Source organism: Beijerinckia sp. L45 (assembly GCF_009765775.1).
Classification (GTDB): Bacteria; Pseudomonadota; Alphaproteobacteria; order Rhizobiales; family Beijerinckiaceae; genus RH-AL1.
In genome coordinates this window covers 1-3,636 of the sequence record NZ_LMUU01000232.1, presented here as the reverse complement: position 1 = coordinate 3,636, position 3,636 = coordinate 1, and the positions used below count along the sequence as shown (strand labels likewise).

Sequence of the window (3,636 nt, the reverse complement as noted above, 5' to 3'; positions counted from 1 at the left end):
CGCCTCGGCCTGCTCGCCCACACCTACATGCTCGGCCCGCACGGGGATTCCAACGGCTGCGTGGTGTTCCGCGATTATGCCGCCTTCCGCCACGCCTACGACAGCGGCATGATCCGCCGCCTGGTGGTTGTCGCGCGCGGCTGATCCTCTCTTCCGCAGGCCGGAAAAAGGCAAGAAAGCCGGAAAAAGGGAAGATACGTCACCATCGAACGTCGTACATCGAAGGTTGCGCTACCCTTTTTATAACGTTTCCATAATCTGTTGCGTAGCCGATTATGGTGTCGGCCAATCTCATCAAGCTTAGACTTGAATGCGTCCCCCGCTTTATTTGTGGCCCCAAGCAACGGGACCGAACGCGCGGCGACGTTTGAGGGAGATTCAGCAATGGCAACCCCCGAGCAGTTGGGAGCCATCCGGCTTCCGAGCGATTTCGTCTTCGGCGCCGTCCCCAGCGCCGTGGAACGCGAGCAGGCCCACGAGCTGGTTGCCCGCGGCGTCAGCCTCAGCCTGCCGCCGAGCCTGGGGCCGCTCGCGGCCTTCACCGGCAGCTGGGCCGGCACCGGCTTCAACACCATCTTTCGCCCCGACAGCCCCAAGACGCCGACGCCGCTGCCGATACCCGTCTCCGGCAGCGACAACATTCTGGAGCTCAATCTCACCGAAGAGACGCTGACCTTCTCGCAAAGCCTCGGCAGCGTGCCGAACCGCGGGACGCTGCAGGCCGACGCCTTTCTCAACGGCGTGCCCTACCTGCAGTCGATCAGCGACGTCACCGTGCTGAACCAGAAGGTCGGCATCCACCTGGAGCCGGGCCTGTGGATGTGCGTGCCGCCGACGGTGGCGCCGGCCGAGGGCCAGACCGTGGCGCGGATGGCGTCGATCCCGCACGGCACGACGATCGTCGCGCAGGGCACGTCCTCGGTCATCGCCGGCAAGCCGACCATCCCGGTCGTCGACATCACGCCGTTCAACGCAGGCGGCAAGATCAAGTTCGCGAGCCAGACGGTGACCGACAAAGGGACCCCGCGGATCCCGCAGGACCTGACCGCCTTCATCGCCGCCGGGACGATCACCCAGGCGATCCTCAACGATCCCAACACCGTGCTGCGCGACCACATCAAGAACCAGACGATCACCAGCACGACGGAGATCAAGATCTTCACGGCGCCGCAGAACCCGCTGTTCGGCGGCGGCACCGACAATATCGCCTTCCTGCGCGGCGATCCCGCGGCGGCCAACCCCAACGCCAACGCCGGGCAGATGAGCGCGACGTTCTGGATCGAGACGGTCGAGCACATCATCACCGTCCCGATCTTCAAGCTCGGGCAGGAGCCGCTGCTGCTCTCGGGCCACGGCCCAGGCCCGGTCGGGCTGTCGAAATTCGCCCCGCAGTTCCTCGTGCATCCGCCGACGCCGATCACCGCGCCGCGTCAGATCAAGGTGCACTCGACGCAGATCCAGTATTCGCAGACGGTGATCCTGGATTTCAAGGGCCTCTCCTGGCCGCATGTCTCCGTGGCGACGCTGGTGCCCGGCGCGCCGATCCCGGTGCCGCCCTCGGCGTGGACGTGACATCGTCATCGAATGTCTGCCCGCGCTGTCATCCTGGCGCGCGCGCAGCGCCAACCCGGGATCCATGAAAACGCGCGTGCAGAAACGGCGGCGTCAGGGTGCGCCTGACGTCCCCATCGTGTTCATGGATCCCGGGCTCGCACCTTCGGTGCGCCCCAGGATTGTCTGTCGGGACGCTCTTCACACGGCATTTTGCGGTTCCGGGTTCGGCTATGCCGCCCGGGACCAGTCCCCAAACTACTCGATCGGCTTGATGCTCTTCACGATCTTGTCGAAATCGCTGGCGTGGTTCTTCATTTCCTCGTCCGAGGCCCACAGCGTGAACATGAAAATGCGGTCGTGGCCGGCGTCGGTGAACACGAAGTCGACGTTGGTCGGTCCGTTGTCGTCCTTGGCAGCGATGTGCAGCAGGTCGCCCTGCAAGCCATGAAAATCGACCTTGCTCTTCACCGGCTCGGCCGTCGCCTCGATCTTGTTGTCCTTCATCCATTCCGCGTTGTCATCGGTCATCTTGTCGATGTGTTTGACGTCGGTGTATTCGACGGAAAAGAATACGTCCTGGTCGGGCGACATGGCGGAATAGCCGTAGTCGATCTCATGCGGCTTCCAGGAGTCCGGGAGCACCAGAGTGATCGTCGGGTTTTTGGCCGGCAACGCGAAGGTCGTGGCGCGGACCGGCATGGCGAGCGTGAGAAGAGCAAAGGCGCTGAGGGCAAGAATTTTCATGAAAATGGTCTCTGAGGACGCGGCAATCACAACTCTGTGATAGAACAAGCACCAGACAGCAAGTCCAGCGCCGCGATCCTTGATTTCATGGTTTATGCACAAGACTGCAGGAGAGTGGCGCTGCGTTTCTGCATCGCGCCGGGTTGCTCTATACATCTGCACCATGGTGCTTTCCCCGCTCCGCCGCGTCAGTTGGCTCGCCGCCCTGCTCGCCTTCGTGCCGCCGGCCCACGCCGAGGCGCCCGCCGCGTCTGCAACACCACCGGCTGCGTCGACCACCACGGCCACGCTGTGCACGGCGCTGGAGGCGGCGGCGCGGCGCAACGATGTGCCCACCCCCTTCTTCGTCCGGCTGATCTGGCAGGAAAGCCGCTTCAACCCCGAGGCGCGCAGCCCCGCCGGCGCGCAGGGCGTCGCGCAGTTCATGCCGGCGACCGCGGCGGAGCGCGGGGCGTTCGATCCGTTCGAGCCCGCGCGCGCGCTGGATGAATCCGCCGCCTACCTGAAAGAGCTGCGCCAAAGATTCGGCAACCTCGGCCTTGCCGCCGCCGCCTACAACGCCGGCCCCGGCCGCGTCGGTCGCTGGCTCGCGGGCACGGCAAGCCTGCCAACGGAGACGATAAATTACGTCGACACCGTCACCGGGCACGCCGCGTTCGAATGGCGCGGGCCGTTCGTCGGCGAAGCCAAGCCGCCGGCCCTCGATCCCGAGCCCGGCTTTTCCTGCGTCGCCTTTGCCGGCGACGCCGGCCGCCGCCTTGCCCCGATCACGGCCGATCCCGACGATCCGGCAGGGCCGAAGCCCAAACCCTGGGCGATGATCCTGGTGGCGAGCTTCAACAAGGCGGCGGTTCTGGCGGAATGGCAGATCGTGCGCGCCAGATATGCCGAGACGCTCAGCGCCCTCACGCCGTCCGTGCGGCGCCGTCACCTCGGCGGCCTGCCGCGCAAAAAATACAGCGTGCAGATCGAAGCCGACACGCGGTCCGCCAGCACGCAGCTGTGCAAGCAGCTGGAGCGGCAGGGCGGCAACTGCGTGGTGCTGCGCAACGTGCTGCGGTAGGTTTTTTTGCGCCCGGCGTGCCCCGGCCGTCTTGGCGGCGGCGGGTACGCGGTGCTAGCGATAGGGCGTCATGATAGGACGCGTTCCATGCTGTCTTTTGCGCGCTCGACCGCGATCGCCCTGCCCCTGCTGTTTGCCGCCGGCCACCCCGTCGCGGCGCAGGAGATGTTCGGCGGCTTCTTCAACCGGCTGATCCCCGGCAGCAGCGCCCCTGCCGCGCCGCCGCCCGCCGTCGTGGCGGCCAAGCCGCCGCCGATCGATCCCAACGATCCGCC

5 protein-coding genes are annotated in these 3,636 nt (G+C 65.9%); 4 read left to right on the top strand and 1 reads right to left on the bottom strand.

The features are described from left to right. Positions 1-144, top strand: a 144-nt coding sequence (locus GSQ79_RS24255) for a tlde1 domain-containing protein (protein WP_158811335.1), incomplete at its 5' end; no start/stop codon positions are given. A 240-nt stretch (positions 145-384) separates the two neighbouring features. Beyond that, a complete protein-coding gene (locus GSQ79_RS24250) occupies positions 385-1,572 on the top strand; it encodes a heme-binding protein (protein WP_158811334.1) in 1,188 nt (395 codons plus the stop codon). 237 nt (positions 1,573-1,809) lie between these two features. Here the strand turns inward: GSQ79_RS24250 and GSQ79_RS24245 are convergent, their stop codons facing one another. Then, positions 1,810-2,622, bottom strand: coding sequence for a hypothetical protein (locus GSQ79_RS24245; protein ID WP_158811333.1), 813 nt, complete (start codon positions 2,620-2,622; stop codon positions 1,810-1,812). A 4-nt stretch (positions 2,623-2,626) separates the two neighbouring features. On the opposite strand from GSQ79_RS24245, the gene GSQ79_RS24240 reads away from it, so the two are divergent. Together GSQ79_RS24240 and GSQ79_RS24235 are read left to right on the top strand one after the other, a co-directional pair. After that, positions 2,627-3,361 (top strand): lytic transglycosylase domain-containing protein, encoded by a 735-nt coding sequence (locus tag GSQ79_RS24240; RefSeq protein WP_158811332.1) that lies wholly within the window; start codon positions 2,627-2,629, stop codon positions 3,359-3,361. A gap of 87 nt (positions 3,362-3,448) precedes the next feature. Beyond that, positions 3,449-3,636: hypothetical protein (locus GSQ79_RS24235; RefSeq protein ID WP_210253207.1), on the top strand; the 188-nt coding region annotated here is incomplete at its 3' end.